The organism is Edaphosphingomonas laterariae (assembly GCF_900188165.1).
Taxonomy (GTDB): domain Bacteria; phylum Pseudomonadota; class Alphaproteobacteria; order Sphingomonadales; family Sphingomonadaceae; genus Sphingomonas_E; species Sphingomonas_E laterariae.
The window spans coordinates 29,741-50,346 of the sequence record NZ_FZOS01000023.1; the positions used below are offsets into that span (position 1 = coordinate 29,741).

Annotated in this window: 20 protein-coding genes; 5 read left to right on the forward strand and 15 right to left on the reverse strand. The window is 63.0% G+C overall.

Annotated features, from left to right (window positions below; all coding sequences use genetic code 11):
* Positions 1 to 3: 3 nt before the first annotated feature.
* From CHB74_RS21695 to CHB74_RS16260, 5 genes are all read right to left on the reverse strand, one after another.
* Positions 4 to 279, reverse strand: coding sequence for a hypothetical protein (locus tag CHB74_RS21695; protein ID WP_025160948.1), 276 nt, complete (start codon positions 277 to 279; stop codon positions 4 to 6).
* The gene (locus CHB74_RS16245) at positions 272 to 511 is read right to left on the reverse strand and encodes a hypothetical protein (protein ID WP_179220875.1); all 240 of its coding nucleotides are present in this window, start codon (positions 509 to 511) and stop codon (positions 272 to 274) included. The genes CHB74_RS21695 and CHB74_RS16245 overlap by 8 nt, the downstream gene beginning before the upstream one ends.
* A complete protein-coding gene (locus CHB74_RS16250; RefSeq protein ID WP_342746610.1) occupies positions 465 to 1,829 on the reverse strand; it encodes a hypothetical protein in 1,365 nt (454 codons plus the stop codon). Before CHB74_RS16250 ends, CHB74_RS16245 begins: the two co-directional genes overlap by 47 nt.
* Positions 1,830 to 2,091: 262 nt before the next feature.
* A complete protein-coding gene (locus CHB74_RS16255; protein ID WP_020819416.1) occupies positions 2,092 to 2,736 on the reverse strand; it encodes a hypothetical protein in 645 nt (214 codons plus the stop codon).
* Positions 2,737 to 2,797: 61 nt separating this feature from the next.
* Positions 2,798 to 3,832, reverse strand: a complete 1,035-nt coding sequence (locus CHB74_RS16260) for a deazapurine DNA modification protein DpdA family protein (RefSeq protein ID WP_089220678.1) — start codon at positions 3,830 to 3,832, stop codon at positions 2,798 to 2,800.
* 28 nt (positions 3,833 to 3,860) lie between these two features.
* Between CHB74_RS16260 and CHB74_RS16265 the strand changes: the two genes are divergently transcribed.
* Positions 3,861 to 4,355: a hypothetical protein gene (locus CHB74_RS16265; protein WP_020819414.1), complete on the forward strand. Its 495-nt coding sequence runs from the start codon at positions 3,861 to 3,863 to the stop codon at positions 4,353 to 4,355.
* 35 nt (positions 4,356 to 4,390) lie between these two features.
* Here CHB74_RS16265 and CHB74_RS16270 read toward each other — a convergent pair whose 3' ends face one another.
* The 4 genes from CHB74_RS16270 to CHB74_RS16285 form a co-directional block, all read right to left on the reverse strand.
* The gene (locus CHB74_RS16270) at positions 4,391 to 4,897 is read right to left on the reverse strand and encodes a thermonuclease family protein (RefSeq protein ID WP_020819413.1); all 507 of its coding nucleotides are present in this window, start codon (positions 4,895 to 4,897) and stop codon (positions 4,391 to 4,393) included.
* A gap of 53 nt (positions 4,898 to 4,950) precedes the next feature.
* Complete coding sequence (locus CHB74_RS16275) at positions 4,951 to 5,430, reverse strand: hypothetical protein (protein ID WP_020819412.1); 480 nt, start codon at positions 5,428 to 5,430, stop codon at positions 4,951 to 4,953.
* A gap of 118 nt (positions 5,431 to 5,548) precedes the next feature.
* On the reverse strand, positions 5,549 to 5,755 hold the full coding sequence (locus tag CHB74_RS16280) for a hypothetical protein (protein ID WP_020819411.1): 207 nt from the start codon (positions 5,753 to 5,755) through the stop codon (positions 5,549 to 5,551).
* A 32-nt stretch (positions 5,756 to 5,787) separates the two neighbouring features.
* Positions 5,788 to 6,399 (reverse strand): DUF6927 domain-containing protein, encoded by a 612-nt coding sequence (locus CHB74_RS16285; protein ID WP_067738952.1) that lies wholly within the window; start codon positions 6,397 to 6,399, stop codon positions 5,788 to 5,790.
* Positions 6,400 to 6,563: 164 nt separating this feature from the next.
* Between CHB74_RS16285 and CHB74_RS16290 the strand changes: the two genes are divergently transcribed.
* Positions 6,564 to 7,490, forward strand: a complete 927-nt coding sequence (locus tag CHB74_RS16290; RefSeq protein ID WP_020819407.1) for a PLP-dependent cysteine synthase family protein — start codon at positions 6,564 to 6,566, stop codon at positions 7,488 to 7,490.
* Here the strand turns inward: CHB74_RS16290 and CHB74_RS16295 are convergent.
* Together CHB74_RS16295 and CHB74_RS16300 are read right to left on the reverse strand one after the other, a co-directional pair.
* Entirely contained in the window at positions 7,379 to 8,440 is a 1,062-nt protein-coding gene (locus tag CHB74_RS16295) for an ArdC family protein (protein ID WP_081796477.1), read from the reverse strand. The two genes, CHB74_RS16290 and CHB74_RS16295, sit on opposite strands and share 112 nt — an antisense overlap.
* A gap of 81 nt (positions 8,441 to 8,521) precedes the next feature.
* Positions 8,522 to 10,636 (reverse strand): ParB/RepB/Spo0J family partition protein, encoded by a 2,115-nt coding sequence (locus tag CHB74_RS16300; protein WP_020819396.1) that lies wholly within the window; start codon positions 10,634 to 10,636, stop codon positions 8,522 to 8,524.
* Positions 10,637 to 10,788: 152 nt separating this feature from the next.
* On the opposite strand from CHB74_RS16300, the gene CHB74_RS16305 reads away from it, so the two are divergent.
* On the forward strand, positions 10,789 to 11,655 hold the full coding sequence (locus CHB74_RS16305) for an arginase family protein (protein ID WP_021222983.1): 867 nt from the start codon (positions 10,789 to 10,791) through the stop codon (positions 11,653 to 11,655).
* A gap of 204 nt (positions 11,656 to 11,859) precedes the next feature.
* Here the strand turns inward: CHB74_RS16305 and CHB74_RS16310 are convergent, their stop codons facing one another.
* A complete protein-coding gene (locus tag CHB74_RS16310; RefSeq protein ID WP_020819394.1) occupies positions 11,860 to 12,471 on the reverse strand; it encodes a PAS domain-containing protein in 612 nt (203 codons plus the stop codon).
* A 248-nt stretch (positions 12,472 to 12,719) separates the two neighbouring features.
* Here CHB74_RS16310 and CHB74_RS22065 point away from each other — a divergent pair, with 248 nt between their 5' ends.
* Entirely contained in the window at positions 12,720 to 12,968 is a 249-nt protein-coding gene (locus CHB74_RS22065) for a hypothetical protein (RefSeq protein WP_218821450.1), read from the forward strand.
* Between the two features lie 73 nt (positions 12,969 to 13,041).
* Here CHB74_RS22065 and CHB74_RS16320 read toward each other — a convergent pair whose 3' ends face one another.
* Both CHB74_RS16320 and CHB74_RS16325 read right to left on the reverse strand, forming a co-directional pair.
* The gene (locus CHB74_RS16320) at positions 13,042 to 14,208 is read right to left on the reverse strand and encodes an SH3 domain-containing protein (RefSeq protein WP_179220877.1); all 1,167 of its coding nucleotides are present in this window, start codon (positions 14,206 to 14,208) and stop codon (positions 13,042 to 13,044) included.
* A 300-nt stretch (positions 14,209 to 14,508) separates the two neighbouring features.
* Positions 14,509 to 18,729 carry a strawberry notch family protein gene (locus CHB74_RS16325; RefSeq protein ID WP_089220672.1) on the reverse strand — a complete coding sequence of 1,407 codons (4,221 nt, stop codon included), beginning with the start codon at positions 18,727 to 18,729 and terminating at the stop codon, positions 14,509 to 14,511.
* A gap of 224 nt (positions 18,730 to 18,953) precedes the next feature.
* On the opposite strand from CHB74_RS16325, the gene CHB74_RS16330 reads away from it, so the two are divergent.
* A complete protein-coding gene (locus CHB74_RS16330; protein ID WP_179220878.1) occupies positions 18,954 to 19,772 on the forward strand; it encodes a universal stress protein in 819 nt (272 codons plus the stop codon).
* A gap of 22 nt (positions 19,773 to 19,794) precedes the next feature.
* On the opposite strand, the gene CHB74_RS16335 is transcribed toward CHB74_RS16330, so the two are convergent.
* Entirely contained in the window at positions 19,795 to 20,373 is a 579-nt protein-coding gene (locus CHB74_RS16335; protein WP_089220679.1) for an NAD(P)H-dependent oxidoreductase, read from the reverse strand.
* Positions 20,374 to 20,606: the final 233 nt, after the last annotated feature.

The following is a 20,606-nucleotide window of genomic DNA, read 5'->3' on the forward strand; positions in this document are numbered from 1 at the left end:
GGGCTATTCCTGACCAGGAGATGCGGACAGGCTCTCAACCTGTATCCGGAAGGTGGCGCCATCATTGAGCGTCAACCCGATCTCGACACCGTCTTCATTTTCACAGCTGGAGAGGATTTCCACGTCAGCACGGGTTCCATGCACAGCCGAGACGATATGATGGTGGTGATCCCCTGACGGCCGCCCTCCCACGTCGCATGCCTGCATGTGGGTCTCGAGCAACTCGCACAGCACTGCGGCGACTGTGCATGCTTTCGTCATGGACGATCCGTCAGTCATCTGCGTGCTCCATCCTGTCGTCAAAGAAGGTGCCGTCGTTGCCGAGCGCGGTGAGTTCAGCCTGCAGGGCATGGGGTGGGACATCGTCGACGGATGTGATGGCGAAGGCGCCAACCATGTCACCGAAGTCCATTTCCTCGCCGATACGGGCGAGGCTCATGGTCGAGAGGCGATCCTCATCGCTGTCATGCATCAACAGCGTGACGCCAATAGTCACCTTTCGGATTTTCATCATCGTTCCTTCCCTGGATTGACGTGTTTGCTGGCCTTGGCCATGCCAGCCGCGTTGCACCGCCGAATGCCCGCAGGCGCGCTGCCATCGTGCTGCGCAGACGGGCGCGATTTGCGATGACGGTTTCCCATGCCAATGGCTCGCCTCGCGCCGTGACGAAGCCCGCGGCAGGCTTACCGTCGGCGGTTTCGATGACGATGCGGTGGCCGCGCGGGGGAAGCTTGCCGGCATAACGGGCCGTAAATTCTCCGAGCCGGCCCGTCAGGCCATTGACGGCCTTGCCCCAACGAATGTGGCCTGCCCCGACCGTCTGGCCCGCGAGAAACCCACGGTCGAGCCAGATACGAAAGTGCGTCCGTTGCTGGAGCGCGGTGTTCCGCGTTCGTTCCATTGTCCGGCAAAGCGGAAGCGCTGCAGCATGTGCATCGAGCAAAGCCAGATAATACCCTTGGGCAGCGACAAGGATGTCATCAAAGTCGCGATCACCGAGCAGCGCCCGCAAGCAGGCCTGGAGTGCGCGATCGGACGCGAGTACCTCCAGTGCTTCGGGACCACCGAGGGGCAGCGCCGTATCGGCTCTATCGAGAGGGTGAAAACCGGCTCCGGAAATGACGACGATGGTCGCCTCCCCGCAGCCCGAGCAGGAATCGAGAGCCGGACGAAGCAGGGCCGTTTTTGCCGGCGCGGCGACCAGTCCGGCTTCGGGCGCACCGATCAGGAGGAGGCGACGATGCCAGCGTGCCGGCCGCGGCACGTCAGTCGGCTTGAGCCATTCGCTGGGACGAGGCCGCGCGGGCAAAATGGCCGAAGACGTTGGTGTGCGATCCACCATCAAGGCGCGGCGCGCGGTGTCGAAGAGGTCATCGCGGTTGCCGCCACCATCGCAAAAGCCGTGATCATAGGCTTCGGCGCCCGCATCGAGTGGGCCAGGCTTGCGGCATTCGGGATCCCAGCCCGCATGCGCGGCATACCAGCCATCGGCATAGCGGACCGATCGATCCCAGTCATGGCCATGGAGATCGCGCGCGCGCAGAATGGCACGATCGCGATCATCCCCCCGTCCCTCGGCGACTCGTCTTGCGGTGAAGGCGAAATTGCGGGCCTGTCGTTCCGCCTCGACCATGTGCGCCATCGCTTCCATCACCGGCCGCAGTGCCGTGACACGCTCGCGCATACGTGCCATGCGCTGATCGAGTGGGGAATCGTTCGCAAGGTCCGGGAAGCGGCGCCAGGCATCAGCGAGCGCCGCTGCTTGTACCGGGCTTCGACCATGGGCAATCCATGCGTCGGTGTCAGCGGGGTCAAACGGCTCTGACATCATCGGTCTCCTTCGATGCGAATCCCAGGAGACGTGGCGGCGATGGTCGGAGGGGACAGCGTACCGCTCCGACAGTTTCTCGATCACACCCACAACTGGCATACGCGCGCGCAAGCCCGCGCCCGAAATCGGAATGCACCGAGATCAACGCTTGCCGTTCGAACGAACTTTCCGTGAAAGGTATATAGAGGCGATAGGAATAGCCCGACTCCTGGACGCCGATCCTGACGCGGACGAAAAGAATGCGCATGATCGCCTTCGTTCAGGCGACGAGACGGGGAACAACGGGCTGCGATGTGGACAAGCGAAGCTCCCGCCGGATTCGTGCGGCGAAGCGGCCCGGGTCGACAAGTTCGCGGATTGACGCCCAACAATTACGGTCTCCAAGATGATCGTCGCGGCCCTGCACCTTGCGAAAGCACACTTCCCGATCGGGACCGGAGAGGCCGAGCGAGAGTTGCACCCAGACATCCTCGCCGTGCAGCGTCACTTCGCCTGACACGGCGGGACCACCCTTGTTGGACCGGATATCGAAACTGCCCTCGTCGAGCGCGAGGGCGTCGGCCAGGCGGCGCATGGCGGCGCGCCCCTCCGAATGAAACAGGCGCTTGGCGGGCTCGTCATGGGCAACGCCGCGATAGGCGAGCGTCTTCAGAACCGGCCGGTTCCGCAGCTCGGCGATCCGCGCGATGCAGTCGCGCCGCAGATCCGCGTCCGGTGCACGCGTTTCGCACACCGTCCCCAGATGGCGCGCAAGCAGAATAACCGCCGGATCACGTTCGAGATCGATGCCGGCGTTGCGGCAATCGGTGATGGCGGCGTGGATCGCATGCAGCGCCGTGCCGATCGTGATCAGCGCGCTGGGATCGAGAGCCTGACTGTAGCGGAAGGCGAGATCATAATTCATGAGAGTCTCCGGGTCTCGAGCGGTTCGGCCGCTCACACCTCCGTTCCCCCTCTCCTCACCTTCAGTCCGCTGATGCTGCGCCGTAGATGTCCGCTGCCCATTGCTCGGTCCACAGGGCCGTCATCTCGTCATGGTCGAGATCGCCGGTTTCGATGAGATCGCGTATCTCGCGGCGCGCCTGTGCGATCACCCGCTCCCAGGGGTCTGCCGGTTCGGGAGGTGGCGGCACCTCAGGTTGCACCGGCAACTGTCGCGAAGGCCGATCAAGGCGAGCATGCTGTCTGTGCAACCACTGCGTCATATGGTCCGCCACCAAGCGGTCGGTCTTGGCTTGACCACAACGTCGCGCGGCGATGCGCGCGCTGACCCCATAGGCCTGGCTGTCGATCGAGGCGATACGATGGGCGAAGGCGGTGAGATAGGGGATGGCGGCGCCCTTGACGCCGAAGAGATGCAGACGGGTCTGCCTTGGCAGCACCTGGTCGAGACGATCAACGACGGCGATCAGTCCATCCGCGCCATGGACAGGGCGCCGGCACATGCTGCCGACACCGACAAGCCCGGCGCGCTCGATCATATGCGCGAGCGCCACTGCACAGCGTTCATAATCACCGGGATGACGTCCCTGAATGACCGGCATGAAGGTCGCATCGATCCCGGCATCTTCAGCGCGCAGCCGGCATTCGATGTTGGCCCGGATGGTACGGGACATGCGGTCGAGCACCTCGTTGCGATCGCTGGCCACTTCCTGCTCGACGCAATAGTCGAGGCTTGCCCACCAGCGGAATGGATAGGCTGCGGCCAGGCCGACATAATCATCGACCGTCCAGGGATAGCGCCCATAGGTGACCATTGCGCTGAACCCCGCGCTGTCGAGGCTGAGGCTGCGAAGACCATGCGCATTCATGAGTGGCCGCGTCGTCCAGCCGGCCCATTCGCGCCAACCTCGCTTCGTCGACCAGCGCGACAGGGCATTGGCGGAAATCAGGACGGGCTGCTGAAGCTGTCGGGCGCGCCGCAGGAGCACCCCATCAGCAAGGTGCGGCAGTCCCACCATGACAGCGATCGAGCGTGACTTGACCGGATAATTGTTCATGTTATGTTCCATTCAAGGGAGATTTTTAATGACCGAGCAGGCCGCCCGCTATTTTGAACCGTTCGATCTCGATGTGACGCTGCGCGATGCCGCGCTTGACGATCAAAACCGCCCCACCCGCCGCATGCTGGCCAATGCGGCGATCGGTATGCATGTCGAGGATGCCTATTATTCGGTGCGCGAACTGCGCGAGGCGATGTCCTGGGTCCATGAGGGTGAGACGGGCGGCAAGCGCAAGCTCGCGTCCATCCTGAGCAATCCGGCAGGCGACGATTTCCAGCGCTGCATCTATTTCTGCCTCGCTGGCCGCGGCATCGTCGAGATGCTCGACGATCTGATGTGGCTCGAAGAGCTGCTCGAAGCGCGCGGCCGCGTCGCGGGCAGCATCCACCGCCGGAAAATCAGGGCACGTCCGCTGGTCTCGCCTTATGTAGCTGACGAACCGGATGGCCCTGTCGTCGCCTCAACCGAGAACTTCAGGCAAGGCCGTTCCTGGTGGGCCGATCCCGGCCTCACTGCCTGACGGGACCGCGCGGTACGCCGCTCCAGCCTTGGAGATCACCGCTCACACGCGAGGCGGTCGCCGCGCCGCCACCGAGCCGGCTCGATCCACTGGCCAGCGAACGCGCCAGCCTTGTTTCGCTGCGCGGCGGCAAAGGCTTCGGTATATTGCTTCGCACGCGCCGGATCGGTTTTCAGGAATTGGGGTTGGGGAATGGCGAGACCCGCGCGGATCAGCGTCTCTCCGAGATCGCGGCCTTTCACGGTCACAGTCGCCACCGGCCGACCATAGCTCGAGCGGTTGGTGAGCCGGATTTGGGCGTCGGCTTCGCCCAGAATCCGCGCGGCATGATCCTGAGCCGCCTTGCCACATTCCCAGCACGACCGCGCCCGTTCACAGAGCTGACGGCGCTCGAACGCATCGACACCAAGGAGACGGAAATCGGCTGCAATCGTGTCGCCATCGAGCGCGCGAGCGGATGCGGTAAACCCCGGCTCATTGACGGGAGCACCCCGGACGTCGCATGCGGAGACAAGGAATAGGAAACACAGAAAACGATACATTCGATGTCTATGACAAAGGGCGCTGATCTTTTCCATTGCGTCGAACACGAAGTTCAGTCCCCAGGAAACCAGTCGAACGTCAAGGTGCGCGCGCCGGCCCGGCTTTCGAGTTCAAGGACGTCGGCAATGGTCCAGATCTTGCGGGATTCGCGCGCCAGGTCCGCGTAACCACCGTAGGTGCAGCCGCCATGCACGATGAACTGGGCGTGGATGTTCTGGGTCGCCGCTTCGGAGAGAAAGAAGCCCGCAACGCCCTTGATATATTGTGGCGGGAGAACGCCCAGCATAGCGTCGTAGAAACGCTGCGTGATCCGGCTGAGAGGAAATGACGCCAATGTTTCGGCGCGCGTGCGTTCGAAATAGGCGTTGGTGGACTCGACAACAGCGTCGGGATGGCGATCGCGGTGACGCGCGAGCAGCGCGGCTGCGTCCTCCCTGCTGTGTGCGTAGTCGAGGGGGAATTTCGAAGACCGCGCGGTAATGTAAAAGTTAGTGTCCATGGCGGATCCTTCCAGCTTGGAGAACACCGTCATTCATCCCCCTTCCCTCTTGCCATGGGTCGCGAGCGGCGGGATCATGGGCCTGGCTGCGTTGCAGCGGCGGTCAGCATGCGGATGGGCTTTGCTCCGGAAGACATGAATGGAGAGGGCTTCAGGCGACCATCTCGAGGACGATCAGGCCCGACGACGCAGGGTCGGTAGAGATGCGGAAAGGCTGCAGCGGATCGGTAGTGCGCAGGATGCTTACCTTACCCTGCGAATGATCGAAAATCCGGCTGGCGACGCGCAGGGCATTCTCGCGGCTGCAGAGCAACTGGCGTTTGGGAGACAGACAACGCCTGTCGATGGCCGTCGTCATGACCTGATCCCTTTCTCCTCGAGGATTGACGCTCATGCAAACAGCGTCTTGTGGATCTTGGTGACCGGTACGACCACCCAGGCGCGCGTCATGAGGCGACTGATCCGGTAGAAGCAGCCATTCTGCGGATCGCGAAGCACGAGCCTCCGGCCGCGCTTGCAGACGACGAACTCCTGCGCGACATTACCGTCGGTGAAGGTCACCGGCTCGGGAAGCCGGATGCGATCCCCGTCCGCGAGTTTGCGCGCGCGGTGCGCAAGGTTCGCCCGGCAACGTGCGCGCCAATCGAGCGCATATTCATGCTCGGTCGGGCTCAGCAGATCGAGGATCGCCGCGGGGCAGTCGGCCTCGCATGGCCCCATATTTTCGGTCATATCCTTGTACCCGAACTGGTGGCCATCGCGCGAGCGTGGATTCCAGCGCACCAGGCACACTACCGCGAAAACGTTGCCGGCAATGCCGTCCACGATTTCCTGGGCTGCGGCGTAATAGGTCCGATTTCCCGGACAGGAGGACGCGAGCACCCTGAGGCCGCGTTTCGTGCCGTCCTCGAGCGTGTTTTCGTAGGTAAGCTGCGCGTCGAGATAGGATTTGGCGGTCTTGTGGCCGCCCATCGACGTAAAGGGCATGAAGAGCCATCCCATGATGAGTCCTTTCTTGAGGAAGGAAACCGGCCGCTGGCCGTTTCCGGTTTGAGGATCGTCGGGCCGCGAGCGCTGGTCAGCAGGCGAACGCCCGCGTATCAAAGTCGCAGTATTTTCATGTCGTGCGGATGTGACCTTCCGCACCCGTCATTGTCGGAGAAGTCATGCTCGCCGCGTCGGCCATTGAGATAATCGGCGGCACGCCTTTGATCGCACTGGATCGCATCTACACGGGTCCTGGTCGCATCATCGCCAAGGCCGAGTTCCTGCTGCCCGGGGGAAGTGTGAAGGACCGTGCCGCCAAGGCGATCCTGCTTGCCGCAAGAGAGGATGGCCGGCTGAAGCCGGGAATGCCGGTCGTGGAAATGACGAGCGGAAACATGGGCGCCGGACTGGCGGTGGCATGCGCCGCGCTCGGCCATCCCCTCGTCGTCACGATGTCGGCAGGCAACAGTCCGGCGCGAGCGAAGATGCTCGAAGGACTCGGCGCCGAAGTGGTGCTCATCGCCCAGGTGGATGGAAGCCCGGGCCAGGTGACGGGTTCCGATGTCAATGCTGCCGCACAGGCGGCTTGCGCGATCGCCCGGGCGCGTGACGGTTTCTACGTCGATCAGTTCAACGCTGCAGAGGGGATCGCAGCGCACGAGACCACGACAGGCCCGGAGATCCTGGCGCAGTTCGGTGGCCCGGTCGACGGATGGGTTGCAGCGGTCGGCACGGGCTGCACCTTCGTGGGCGTTGCAAAGGCGTTGAAGCGCGCCAATCCCGGTACGGTCTGCGCCGCTGTCGAACCGCTGAACGCGCGGCCGCTGGCCGGAGAACCGGTGCTCGACGCCCGGCATAAACTCCAGGGCATCGGTTATGGCACGGTTCCGCCGCACTGGGATCCGTCGCTGATGGATATGAGTGTCGGCATCAGCGATGATGAAGCTGAAGAGTGGCGGCGTACTCTGGCCCATCGCGAGGGCCTGTACGTCGGCTATTCTGCCGCTGCGAACGTCTGCGCCGCGGCAAAGCTGCTGGCATCGGGGCGGTTGACGGCTGATGCCGTCGTGGCAACGGTGCTTTGTGATACCGGCCTGAAATACTGAACCTCGGCGTGGGGGTGGCCCCGATGGACGTGCATCCGGTCGGCTGCCGGCTGCGCCTTGCTCGCCGCGCCGAAGCTTTTGAGATACGCGAAAGCCTGTTCAGCCTTGGCGGCAGCGTGGATGATCGCGGTCTTGTCGCCGCGGAGGATACCGAGCCAATGCGCCACATAGCTCGCATGACTGTCATGGAGGACGTTGGGCAGACCAAGGTCAGCACAGCAGAGCCCCGCCCCGATCTCCGCGACCAGTTCTTCGAACGCATAGGCCTTGTCGCCGAAGCGCTTGCCGAAGGTCCGTGCGAGTCGGCTGGAATGGCCCGACCAGTGAACCGTCTCGTGGCAACGCGTGGACGCATAGTGATCCATGCTGCGGAAGGCCGTTCGGTTCGGCAGCTGGATATGATCGAAGGTCGGTGTGAAGTAGGCTTGGTTTCCGCCATGGCGAACGTCGGCAGGGATTCCCGTGAAGAAGGCGTCGATCGCCGCCTGCCGCTCGGACGGGATCAGAGGCTGCTCCGGTTCGTCAGAGGGGTAGAAATAGGCTGGAAGACCGTCGATCTGATCGGCGTTGAACACGATGTAATGGCGCAGGAACCGGATGCTCCGCTCCACTTGCTTGCCGGTTTCGGGGTGCTCCTCACGCTTCTTGAACGAGGAATAATAAACCGAAAGCGCGCCGGTTTGACCCTTGCGGACGTGCCCGCCTAGCGTTTCCGCCTGGCGCCAGGTCATCCAGTAACGCGAACGATAACCCTGGGCATCGCCGAGCGCCCAGAGATAAAGCGTATTGATGCCCTGATACGGCGTGCCGCAATGACGCAGCGGGCGTCCGCCCGCCCCGTTCAGCCGCCAGGGCCTCGACCAGGGCGGAACACCCTCCTCGAGCTTGCGGATGATGAGGTCGGTGATTTCGGCGGCGACATCGCGGCTCGTGCGTTTCGCAAGGGACATGGCGCTTCTCCGTGCGGAAGGGGAAAAGGCCGCCGGCACGGGACCACGCGCCGGCGGCAAGGCATCCAGGAGAAAGCGGCGTCAGGCCGCGAGAGCGTCCTGATCGGGCGATTCCGCTTCGATTTCGCAGGCACCGGACACTGTCTCGTCGACGCCAGCCACGCCAACCTCTTCGGCATCCTCGGGCTCGACGATCGCCTGCTCTTCAGGATCGCCTTCGGCGGGTTCGAGATCGTCCGCCTCGGTCTTGTCGAGGAAGCGCATGGCGTCGGGCACCCAGGCAAGCGCCGCGTCCCGGACCTCGGGCTCGACGATCGCTTCGCCCGCGAAGAGCTTCGCGCACGATTCCGAGATCTCCGACTTCTTCATCGTCGCGTGGCGCGCGGTCAGCGCCGCGCCGCCGACATCGGCGAGCAGCGTCAGGATCGAGCCCTTGCTGATGCGGTCGAAGAAGTTCTCGGATGTCGGCCGCCACCAGCTTGCGACATCGACATCCATGATCGTCGCCAACCGGTTGTGGAGCGGACACTGCTCGGCGCGGTAGCTCGCCTTCGCTTCGAGCGACATCGCCACGATGTAGGCGAGCCAGGCCGCCTTGCTGTCGTCGTCGAGCGCCCGGAACGCCTCGAACCGGTCGACCTCGGACTTGTGCTCCAGCCAACTCGCATCGAGCCCGTCATGGGCTTCGGCGAGATAGCCCCGCGCGCGGGTCGTCGGCTGGTCGCCACTCACCGGATCCTGCGGCGAGCGAGCGCGAATGGTCGAGCCATAGGCGCTGAACGTGCTGGCGCGATCGTCAATCATGACGAAGAGCGCATAGTCGAGCGCCAGGGCCGGATGGCTGAGCAGGGTCGCTGCGAGCACGTCGCGCCGCTGCATCGCCAGCTCATCGTAGAGCCGGGCGCTGAGCGGCTTGCCGCCCGGGGCGATCGCTTCGGGCGGCGGAGCAGGCGGCGTGTAGCTGCCGCCCGGGCCGGTCGAACCGCCACCGCCGGCACCATCGCCGTGGTCGTCCTCGCCGTTTTCATCAGCGCCGCCGATGCTGACCGGTTCCTCGCTATAATATTCGGTGTCGAGGACCATCTCGCCTCTGGGCGTCAGCTTGAGAAACGCGCCGACGAGCGGCTTGATCTCGTCAGGCAGCACCGGCGGGATGTTGTGGAGCGCGTGTTCTTCCTCGGACAGGGCATCATATTCCTGGTCGAGCGCCTTGTAGGCATCCTCATCGATGGTCTCGTCATCCATCTCCTCGGCGATGGCTTCCTGCCGCTGTGCAATCGCATCGAGGCGGGCCAGCTGCGCCTCGGTGAAATCAGGCTGCGGCAGGATCACCCGGTAGAGGCCGGTCGCCGCGCTATGCGTGTAGTTCGACGCAATCGGCCGGATCCAGGCGAGACCGAGTTCCTCGCCGATCCGCTTGGCTTCCGCTTCCATGATGTCCGCGGCGAGCCGCTGCGCGATCTCGGGGTTCACCCACTTGTCGCCGCTGTCGCTGAAAAGGTCGCGGTCGATCTTGCCGCCAGCCTCGGCATAGCGGTCCTCGCCGACCAGGATCGCGACCGGATCGGTCGACTTCATCGTTTCGTTGGCGATGACGCGGCGGATAGTGTCGGCATTGGCATAGCTGGTGCCGTAGCTGTTCCAGACGAGAAGCTGCTTCTCCTGGTTTTCGGTCGAGGCATAGGCCTTGGCGACGTCCAGCGTGATGGTGCCTTCGCTCAGCGCCTCGAAGATGGGCTCGGCCAGGGTCGCGAGCCGCAGGCGGCCCTCGACGAACCGACGGGTGAGGCCGAAGCGCTTGGCGACACCGTCGATATCATTATTGAGACCGATGAAATACTGGAACGCGCGGCATTCCTCGGCAGGCGTCATCTTGAGCTGATGGAAGTTGGCCGCGGTCGAGGTCTCGGACAGGGTCGCCTCGTCGCCGACGAGAACCTTGACGGGAACATCGTAGGTTTCAGGGTCGATGGTGCCGCGCTCGGCGAGCATGAGCAGACCGCGCAGGCGGCGACCGCCATCGAAGACCTCGAAAGTGCCGCGCGGCTTTTTCACAGGCGTGACGAGCAGGTTCTGGAGTACGCCGCGAGCTTCGAGATCGGCGGCCATCTGCGGTATTTCCAGCAGGTCGTCGGGCCGCCTGCGGACATTGATGGGAGAAAGCGTAAGCTTCGAGAGCTTAACGGTCGTGGTCATCGGAGGAACTCCTTCTGGCATCCGGATCAGCCCGGACACCAGCATCACTCCCCCTTCCCTCTCGAACCCCGGGGCGCCCCGTGGGCGTGGCTTTTTTCCGCCGGACAACCTACATTGTCTTCTCTTCCGGCCTCGAAAGAATATGATCTGCGGTGACCTCCACGACGCTCCGTTTGAACATGCCGCAATGGCAGGGTGGCGATGAACCCGCCTATAGCTTTGGTTCCGAATTGTTGCGCTGGCTTGCCCCGCCGCATGACGGCCCCGAGGAAACCGTGGCGGTTCCGGAACCGGACGGAAGCTCCCCGCCGGTTAGCCGTGGCATCAAGTGGTGCGCCGCCCTCTTGTCTCAAGCAAGAGCGGCGCGCGAAGCCATCGAGCGGCATGCGCCCGATCGGATCGTGACGCTTGGCGGCGACTGCCTGGTCGATCTTGCGCCGATGGCGTATCTAAGCCGCAGATATGGTGAAAAGCTGGGCGTTCTCTGGCTCGATGCCCATCCCGACGTGATGAGCGCTGCCGAGTTTTCGCACGCCCATGCCCATGTGCTTGCCCTGCTGCTTGGCCGGGGCGACGAGGCTTTCACGGCAGAAGTGCCCCGCAAGCTGGACGCCCGGCGTGTGATGATCGCCGGCATGCAGGGATGGAACGCGGATGAAGACCTGATCCTGAAGGAACTGGGCATCCGGCATATCCCGCCAGCCGTCCTTGCTGACAGCAGCCGGCCGATCCTCGACTGGATCGAGACCGAGGGAATCACGCATCTTGCGGTACATTTCGACCTCGATGTCCTCGATCCGGCTCATTTTTCTCCGCTGCTGTTCAACAGGCCGGGCATGCCGGAGGGGGCCTTCGATGGAATAGAGCAAGGCCGTATGCAGCTGGACCAGGTGGTGCGCCTGTTGAAAGAGATCGGCGCGGCAGTGGATATGGTTGGCCTTGCCATCGCCGAACATCTGCCATGGGACATGCTGCGCCTGAGAAACAGCCTTGCCGAGTTACCCATCATGAAATCATGAAACTCACTGTGGGCTGAAACCGCCCCGAGTTTCGGAATACCAATGGCGCACCACTCGCGAAGCTATCCTCGCCGCTTTGGACACGCCCTCCCCCCGATCTCGAGGTAAACGTCGTCACCGCTACGCGATGCTTCACAATCTGAATGTGACGGACTTCTCCTGTGAGAGCGGCGCTGACCGCCGATGAGACGTCATTAGAGGGTGTCAATGACCAACGAAACCCGCAGTGCCGACTGTTTCGGTGACATCTCGTGCTTGATGCAGAATGCACACCAGCTGCGCTTCGTCATTCAGGATCGGAACGGACACCGTCTGCCAATAGCGCTCGAGAAACCGGCCATCGGAACCCCGCAGGTCATAGCGCTGTGCTTTCATGGCATGCTGGCGCCGTCCCTGTGCCGCGATGCGGATGGAATCAAACAAGCCTGCGACGCCGGTTGCATCCTCAAGATCCGGATTATCCGGAAAGACGTCAAAGAGCCTTTCTCCGGCCACTCTGCTGCGCTCGGTATAGGTGATGGCAGTATGCGCATCGTTGACGTCGAGGATTCGCATACCAGCCCTCGGATCGATGATCATCGTAGGCTGGGTAGAGGTCTCCGTCAGGCGTTGAAAAAGGCTCCGATCACATGATGATAGCGCGCCAAATTCAATAGGATATCTCTGCACGCCAAGTGCGGCGGCGTTGAGCAATGCAAGCTCGCGTTGAATTGAACGGATCTGCTGCAGCAGATAGCTGCGCTCGGTGTCGGCAACGTCTGCGCCCAGGCAGGCCCTGAATTTCTTCAAGTTTTCGTGCAGGATGAAGCGTTGCACATTACCCCCTAAGGTTTCAATTGTGCCTCGGATCTATGAACTTCTCCGGTCCCGAGAAGTTTCCCCGACTCGCTGGCATCTGCAACGCAATAAATACACTGAATGACCTCTGAGCACACGACGCGCACCTTAAGGTGCCATCCAACAGCTTCGCGGGCGCTGGTGACGATCGCCAGATGATAACGCGCAATCGCCGCTCGCCGACCCGCTTTAATGCGCTCAGTTCGACCAGCCCTGCCAGATCGCGCGTGGCGGTCGCCGAAGCGGCATCCGGGATCGTGCCGATAGTCGCGCGCGCTCAGCCCCCCAGCGAAGCCGTCCGGCCATTAGGCCGTCATGCGGATCAACGTCTTCTCGATCAAGAAACGGATACTCTCGATCGTTCGCCCATGCGCCTCCAGCACGATACCGGCGAACCAACCCAGCCGGTCATCGATCCGGTTGCTCTGGCTGGCCCGTTGCAGCTCGGCGTAATAAGCCTTGCTTATGCCGATTAATCATCGCCGAGAATATCGACTCCTTCTGAGCGCGCCGGGCGGCGCCTGCGCGCGGCCCTTCAGTCGTTGAAGGTTACTGTTCCGGTATGTTCAGCAGCTCGACTGCCGGCGCGAAGACCCAGCCTTCGGAGAGCTGGTCGGTGAGCGGATCGCGATAGACCACGAGCCGCCACTTACCGCGGCTATCCTTCACGGCAAGCAAGGTGCCGGCATCGCCGCGCATCAGTATCTGCGCCTTGCCCTGCGGCTCGCGACGGATCGGCGCGTCACGCTTCAGCTCTGCGCGGGGGAGGTTCGCGACATAGGCTTCGTCTGCCTTCTGATTGGCGGCGATGATCTTGTCGATCTTCTCCTGCAGGGTCTCGACTTGGACTTTCATCTCGGCATGGACCTTCTGCTCTGCTGGCGTCAGGTCTGCAGGGACGACCTCCTTGTAGATGCCATAGACGGTCATGATGAAGCCGATGAGCGCGATCGCACCGACATTGCGGAGCTCCTTCAGTGTGTTATCGCCGAACGTCGAGAAGATCACGCCTATCAGCTGCATGAATGCCGCCAGCAGGTCGACACTCTGTGCCGGATCTTCAGCGTGGCCGATCGCTTCGATCAGGCGGTGGGCCTCGATCACCTGCTCGGCCATGACGACCGCGCTGCTCGTCGCCACAGCCTCGGCCGTGGCGCGCAAGGTCATCATGTCGATCGTGCGCGCTCGCTCCGCCGCGACCTTCAGGATGCCAAGGCTGGGCGCCATGCGCTCGCTCAGCGCCTTGATCTGATCGCCGACCTGCGAGCCAGCCATCAGCTTTCCGATTATCGCCCTGTTCGCCTCGAACATGCTGCCAAGCTTCACCATGTCCGCGATCGTCGAGCCAATCAGCAGCTTTTGTGCCGCCAGAATGCCGGTGGGATCACGGTTAATCCCCATGGCGGTCCTCTGGATCTGCAACAACCAGCTCGTGGAGGCGAAGTCCTTCAGCACGGGGACGCGACTCATGCGCAGCGCCTCGGCTGCCGCTATCGTGTCGCTAACGCGCGTACCCTTCAGCATCGCCGCGGTCTTGAGGATACCGGACTTCTCGACTGCGTCCAGCGCCGTGAAGACGCTCGGCAGCGGCTTGATCGCGCTCGGCAGGGCAAAGTTCGGGCCCATCGCCCGCTTGATAAGGTCCGACTGCTCGCGCTGCAGCTTCATGGCTTCATACAACGGGCTGTCAGGCCCGAATGGGAATTTGTTGCTCATGGAGATTCCATCGCAGAATCGAGTCCCCGGTTCGACCAACTTTTGGGCAACCACAGTGAACCGCGCACATTTTTTCAGCGCACCGAGCGATCGCAACATGGGACGGGGCGCGCGGCACTGTATGGACATCGAACCCCTTCACGCCGGCGGGGCCTGACCTTCGGTCGTTTCATTCATGAACCTACTTTTCAACTCTCTGCACGACAGTCAGAAAGGAGGGATGTTGTTCACTGTCAAACCCGAAGAACTCAAAGACTTTGATCGACTGACAGGCCGTGCCGCCGGACCGTCGAAGAGCCATCAACTTGGCTCTTCGAAGAGGCCCGACAAAACTGTCTCGGCCGATGGCACCGGCACGAACACACGGGTCCGATATTGTATTACTTCGGTAAAGCAGCCGATCGACTTGAGCCACGGCAGGCGATCATGCGGACAGCCGACCAGTTCGATGCGAGGCGAGCCGTTGACGAGCGAACGCTTGATCGTGAGGGGGAACGGTTGCGAGACATCGATGCTCCGCCCTGCCGTCACCGCCTTGACCACAGCGTCCGCCGGTAGGGCCTCAGCGCGGTCGATGCCGAGCCTGGCGAAGAGTGGGGGAACATGATCGTCGAAGACGAGGCGGCCCAACCATGATCGTCCTTCCCCATCGACGATGCGGTTGACTGCAAGATGGTCGCTCGGCAGCGCCGACCAGATGGGCAGAAGCAGGCCGGTGGCCAGCCGGATCGTCTCGCTGTCCACGGCTTGGCGGGCCGCTTCCACCTCGCCTGCCCAGGTTGTGCTGAACGTCTCGCGTGTCACTTCCTCCCAGGACGATTCATAAAGATCGTCTTCGCGCATATATTCGTTGCGCGTCGGCCGCATCATCTCGACACGCGGGATCGGCGTGCCTTCCTTCTCCTCCATCAGGGCCCGCGCCCGGGTCCGGAGCGCGGACTTGCCGGACTTCCGATTGATCATGAAGCGGGCACTGGCATCGCCATCGGCGATCCGCAGGATGCGCTCCAGTGTGACCGGATTGCGGCGGCGCGCGATTTCGATGGTGAGGAGGTGCGACGTCGCGCCGGTGAGCGGATCGGTGCGCAATATGATATCATCAATGAGTGTCGCCCGATCGACGAGGATCGTTTCGACCCCGACATCGAGGCGCCCGGCATCGCGCGCCGCCGAGACGCGGGTCTCGATCAGGGCGAGGAACTCGTCGAAGATGCTGTTCTGGAGTGCGATCGGTAGCGCGAGGATGCGGTTGAGCCATCGCTGTATAGGCGGCATTTCATCCTTGAGAACGCCATCCTTGTCGACCAGCTCGAGACCGGTGCGGTGCTGGAATTCGTCGAGGCTGGTGCTGGCAAGCTTGCCTGCCGCCAACAGGTCGAACCAGCTCAGGAGAGCAGCGCAGGCATATTCGCTCTCGAGATTGTCGGCGGGGTCGAACAGTCCTTGTCCGCCGGTCTGGCGCTGGCCGCGCGTGAGCGCCCCCAAGCTGTCGAGGCGGCGCGCGATCGTGCTGGTGAAGCGCAACTCGCCCTTGCAGTCGGTCGTCACCGGCCGGAACAGCGGCGTCGCCGCCTGATGTGTGCGGTGCGTCCGTCCTAGCCCCTGGATCGCACGATCCGCGCGCCAGCCGGGTTCCAGAAGAAGATGGACGCGCTGCTCCTGGTTCGCCGCGTCGAGCGAGGCATGATAGCTGCGCCCCGTGCCGCCGGCATCGGAGAAGACGAGTATCCGCTTGCGCCCCGCCTGGAATGCGGCAGCCTCCGCCTGGCTCGTGCGCGCCGACCGGCTCTCCAGTTTCTGCCTGCCATCGCTCGCGGTGATCAGGCGCTTGGTACGGCCCGTGACTTCGGCGACGGTCTCGTGCCCGAAATGTTCGAGCAGCGCATCAAGCGCCGACATGATGGGAGGCATCGCGCAGAGCTTTTCGATCAGCTCGGCCCGCGCCGCTTCGGCCTCCGGATTGTAGACGGGGTTGCCGTGCTCGTCGGTCATCGGCAGTGACCGCGGCGTGCCGGTGTCGTCTTTGAAGATCTGCATCTGCCGCGTCGGGAACGCACGCTCGAGATAGTCGATGATATATTCTCGCGGCGAGAGATCGATTTCGAGATCCGCGCGCTCCTCGGGATTGAGATCGCCAAGGCGCCGGTTGAGAATGGATTCCGCCGTCGTCACCAGCTGGAGCACCACGGACTGGCCATCGGAGACATGCGCGCGAATGGCAGCGATAACCGTCGGGAGCTTCATCGAAAGGAGCAGCTGACCGAAGAATCGCTGTTTCGTGGACTCGAAGCGCGAGCGCGCCGAGGCCTTGGCCCCACTGTTGAGCGTCGCATTCGCCAACCCGTCGACCACCGATGTCAACTCAAGGGCGCGTTCCATATTGCGATGAATGATCGCCCAGGCATCGGCATAGCTGTCATAGATGGCGATCTGGTCGGGCGTCAGTTCGTGCCGCAGGATCTCATACTCGACACCCACGAAGCTCAGCGCACGGGCAGTATAGAGACCTAGCGCCTTGAGGTCGCGCGCCACGAGCTCCATCGCCGCGATCCCGCCCTTGCGAATACCGGTGATAAACTGCTCGCGATTGGTGAAGGCGGTTTCCGGGCCCCAGAGGCCGAGCCTGACAGCATAGGCCAGGTTGTTGACGTCCGATGCGCCGGTCGCCGAAGCGTAGAGCACACGGGCTCCGGGGAGGTTGTTCTGAAGGAGAACCCCGCAAATGCCTTGTTGCGAGCCCTCCTTCGGGCCGAGAGCCCCCTCGCCGCCCGCGACGCCGCCCATCTCGTGCGCTTCATCGTAGCCGATAACGCCTTCGAAATCGTCGCCGGCCCAATCGATGATCTGCTTGAGGCGACTGTGATCGCCGCGCGCCGAGCGAAGTGTGGGATAGGTGACGAACAGGACGCCCTGCTCGAGCGCGATTGGCTGGTCGATCTTCCAGTTGGAAAGGGGCTGGATGTCGGCCGCGAGGCCACCGAGCGCGGTCCAGTCGCGCCGGGCATCCTCAAGCAGCGTTTCGTTCTTCGAGACCCAGATGTTGCGGCGCCGGCCCTGCAGCCAATTGTCGAGAATGCAGGCCGCGACCTGACGCCCCTTTCCCGCACCGGTGCCGTCTCCCAGGAAGTAACCCTTGCGATAGACTCGGCCGCCTTCGGCTTCGTCGAGACCAACACCTTCCTTGCTCGGCGTGAACCGGCCGGGCAGAAACTGGGACCAGGCGTGACCCGCATAGACAACTGTTTCGAGCTGCGAGGCGGAAAGCAGGCGCTCGGAAACGGTGCGTTCCGGGAGGTGAGGCACATAGTCGGGGATTGGCGCGGCGATCGATCCCATCGCCACCGATTCCACGAGCGCGGTCGGATGCTCGCCGGCCGCTTCGAACACGATCCGACTGGGCCTGTAGGGCAGATAGACGCCGACCTGATCGAGCAAGGGCGCGGGCGCATCGAGCGCGGTGTAGCCGACAGGCAGGATATTGTTGCGAACCGGCGCATGATAAGGCCTCGGCGCCGCCCGCGTGCTCTTGACCGCACGGAACAGGGACAGGCTGGAGGAGCGCTTTGGCGTCGGCGGTAACGCGGTCGTGATCGCGCTGCGTTCGGGAACGGTCAGGGCTCCCAGCAATTCGCGGATCGATCCGCGCTGGATGGTCGCCTGAACGGCGCCGCCCCCGACCTTGTCGATGACGAAGAGCCGGACCGCGATTGACGTCCCGTGCTTCAGATAGCATTTCTCGAGCCGGACCGACGTCCGGACGCTGACATCACGCAGCGTTGTCTCGAAAAGATCGCGCATGCGTGCATTGGGGCCGAACCAATCGGGCATGACCGCAACGAGCCTGCCACCGGGTTGCAAGCGTCGCAGGGCCGCCTGGAGATGGCGGACGGCGGCATGACTGTCGGCGCCGAGACCCACGGAGCGCGAGAAAGGCGGGTTCATCAGGACGATGCTGGGGCGCGGCGCGTCTGCGAGCGTGGAATTAATCGTCGCCCCGTCATGGCCGGTGATCACCGCATCGGGAAAGGCATGTCTCAGGCGCGCGCGGCGCGGCGCGGCATATTCGTTGAGCTGGAGACCGGCATGATCCCGGCAATGGGCGATGAGAAGTCCATTACCGGCACTCGGCTCCAGAATGACATCTCCGGGCTCGATAGCCGCCAGGACGACAGCAAGCGCGGCGAGATCAACGGGTGTCGAAAATTGCTGCCATTCGATCTGCTCCTCGCTGCGCACCGTCTGGGTGGGCAGCCGGTCGAGCAGGTCGCAGGCCGCACCGACATCGGCGAGTGAGCGCAGCGGATAGGGACCGAACTGGAGGTGGTGGGCGAGCGCATGCTCCAAAATCTCGAAACTGTCGCGCTGCGTCCATAGGCCATCGGCATCGGTGCCGCCAAATCCGGCGACCATCGCGGCATTGAGATCCGCGCGGGTAATGCGATCAACGGACCGGAGCCGTTCGACAAGGAGGGTGGTCGCGCGGCGTTCAGCCGCCGTCGCGGCATCAGAAAGGTTGGTCATTTAGGGGTCTCCAGAGCGGCTACCCTTCTGGTAGCTCAGCCCTTCACACCCCCTTCCCTTTGGATCGGATGCGCGGCCGCGCGTGGTCACGCGGGAAAAATGCTGTGGCCCAGTGCCTGATCGCGCAGACTGTCGCCGAGCAGGTAGATTATCTTATGGTATTGGCGGGTGTCTCACCCAAAGCTGTCCGCGCACAATCTCTCATATGCCTTCAAGGAAAGACCATGACCGCGACTTTCGAAACGTTGTTGGCGAGCGACTTCTCCGCACGATGTGATCGGCCGCTTGACCGGGCAGTGCAGATCGCACGCGATCATGGCGGCAAACTGACGATAGCGCACGTCCTGGAGCGGCAAGGCGCACCGTCTGGGCCCGAGACGGTCGAGCGCCTGCGTGCGGAATTGCCGCTCACGGCGCAGGACGCCAATCTGATCGTGCGGTCCGGGTCTGCCCCCAAGATGCTGGCGCAAATAGCGGCGGAACGCGGCAGCGATCTGATCGTGACCGGCGTCGCGCGCTACAACAGCATCGGCGATTATCTGCTGGGCACGGCTGTCGACCATATTGTCCGCAATGCGCAAGCCCCGGTTCTGGTCGTGCGGCGCCGCGCGACGGGACCTTATGAACAGATCGTCGTCGCGACCGATTTTTCAGACTGTTCACGCGCGGCTCTTCTGTCTGCCGCGCAGCTCTTTCCCGCAGCTGACATCACCGTCGTCCATGCCTTCCATGTCCCGTACGAAGCCTGGCTGAAATCGGATGATGTAAAGGAATATGTGCGAACCGAAGCCCAGGAGGGCATGGAGGCGTTCCTTGCCCAGAAGGAACTCGCGTCATTGGCTTCCCGCATCGAAGCCATTGTCGATGAAGGGGAGACAGGCAGCGTCATCATGCGCCAGTTTGAACGCACGAAGTCGCACCTTCTGGTCCTCGGCACCCATGGCCGCAGCGGCTTTGCCCATGCGACGATCGGCAGTCAGGCCGAGGCGTTGCTGTCGGCGGTGAATACCGATGTACTGATGGTACGCGAACCCAGGCCTTGACCACACTGCTCACCCGACAATGCTAGCGAGCAGCGTTCCCAAGCCGGGCGACGGCTCGGAGCCATTTTTCCCCGGACGACGCGCGCCCTTCCACGCTCCCGATAATCGAGTAGCGCACCGGGTGAATTCCGACGAACCGCAGAAGGTTGCGATCGAGGCTCTTGAGGCTATGGGCGCGGAAGAAGAGCCGATAGATGGGCGCGGGCATTCCCATCGTCACGATGATCCGCGCGGATCGACCGGTGAGAAGCTTGGCCGCCGCTCCGACCGAACCCTCCTCGATCGCAAAACCGGGGCGCATGACCTGTTCGAGAAAACCCTTGAGGAGGGCAGGAACGTCTCCGAGCCATAGTGGGTAAAGGATGACCACATGATTCGCCCAGCGAATGTCTGTCTGGGCCTTGTGAATGGCGGCGGCGGGCGCATTGTCCCGCCACTCCCCGGCCGATCGCAAGATAGGGAAATCAAGTTCTGCAATCTCGATCCGGCGCACTTCATGGCCTGCCGCCTCGCCGCCCGCCGCATAGGCATCCGCAAGCGCATGAACGTACCGGGTCCCGTTTGGGTCGGGATGCCCATCGATAATCGTGATGCGGGTCATGACATCTCCTGAATCCGCCATCCACGCATCGTCGTGCAATTGGGATTATCCCGGAGTGTCGGTGGCGACAGGCACCGGCCAGCCGAGATGAAATCACTTGAGCTATGAGGGGGAGCGTTTCTTCCTCGCAAGAGTCGGGAAACTGGCGGAGGAACCCTGATTACAATACATGCGACTGTGCGGAACGCATGGCCAATAGCTCTGCGGCCATGTTGGGGGTGTTCTCCCATGGG